This window comes from Antarctobacter sediminis (assembly GCF_019218285.1).
GTDB lineage: Bacteria > Pseudomonadota > Alphaproteobacteria > Rhodobacterales > Rhodobacteraceae > Antarctobacter > Antarctobacter sediminis.
Map to the genome: position 1 here is coordinate 1 of NZ_JAHUZG010000019.1, position 1,243 is coordinate 1,243.

A 1,243-nucleotide genomic window follows, 5' to 3' on the forward strand; every position below is an offset into this window, starting at 1 on the left:
CGAAAGGGCGCCTCCGATTGGCGGCGCCCTTCGTGTTTGTCGGTGCCGAAGGCGGGGGGAACCCGTCTTACTTCAGGATCTTCGAGACAACGCCCGAACCCACGGTCCGGCCACCTTCACGGATGGCGAAGCGCAGGCCGTCTTCCATCGCGATCGGTGCGATCAGCTCGACGTTGAACTTCAGGTTGTCGCCCGGCATCACCATCTCGGTGCCTTCCGGCAGCGAAACCGTACCGGTCACGTCGGTGGTCCGGAAGTAGAACTGCGGACGGTAGTTCTTGAAGAACGGCGTGTGACGGCCGCCTTCTTCCTTGGTCAGGATATAGACCTCACACTCGAATTCGGTGTGCGGGGTCACGGAACCCGGCTTGCAGAGAACCTGGCCACGCTCGACGCCTTCACGGTCGACACCGCGCAGCAGCGCGCCGATGTTGTCGCCGGCTTCGCCGCGGTCCAGCAGCTTGCGGAACATTTCAACGCCGGTGCAGGTCGTCTTCGAGGTGTCGCGGATGCCCACGATCTCGATTTCGTCGCCAACGTTGATCACGCCACGCTCGACACGGCCGGTCACAACCGTACCACGACCCGAGATCGAGAACACGTCTTCGATCGGCATCAGGAAGGGCTGGTCAACGGCACGTTCCGGCTGCGGGATGTACTCATCCACGGCGGCCATCAGTTCCTTGATCTTGTTCTCGCCGATTTCCGGATCACGGCCTTCCATCGCCGCAAGCGCCGAGCCCGCGATGATCGGAATGTCGTCGCCCGGGAAGTCGTACTCGGACAGAAGCTCGCGGACTTCCATTTCCACCAGCTCAAGCAGTTCCTCGTCGTCCACCTGGTCGACTTTGTTCAGGAACACGACCATGGCGGGGATACCCACCTGGCGGCCCAGCAGGATGTGCTCGCGCGTCTGCGGCATCGGGCCGTCAGCCGCGTTCACCACCAGGATCGCGCCGTCCATCTGGGCGGCACCGGTGATCATGTTCTTCACGTAGTCGGCGTGGCCGGGGCAGTCGACGTGCGCGTAGTGACGTGCCTCGGTCTCGTATTCCACGTGCGCGGTCGAGATGGTGATCCCGCGCGCTTTCTCTTCGGGCGCGCCGTCAATCTGGTCATACGCCTTGAAGTCACCGAAGTACTTCGTGATCGCAGCCGTCAGCGTGGTCTTGCCATGGTCAACGTGACCGATGGTGCCGATGTTGCAGTGCGGCTTGCCGCGTTCAAACTTTTCCTTTGCCAT

1 protein-coding gene is annotated in these 1,243 nt (G+C 62.3%); it reads right to left on the bottom strand.

The window, feature by feature from the left end; all coding sequences use genetic code 11:
* Positions 1 to 67 precede the first annotated feature (67 nt).
* On the bottom strand, positions 68 to 1,243 hold a 1,176-nt coding region (tuf, locus tag KJP30_RS24820; protein ID WP_218452246.1), incomplete at its 5' end, for an elongation factor Tu.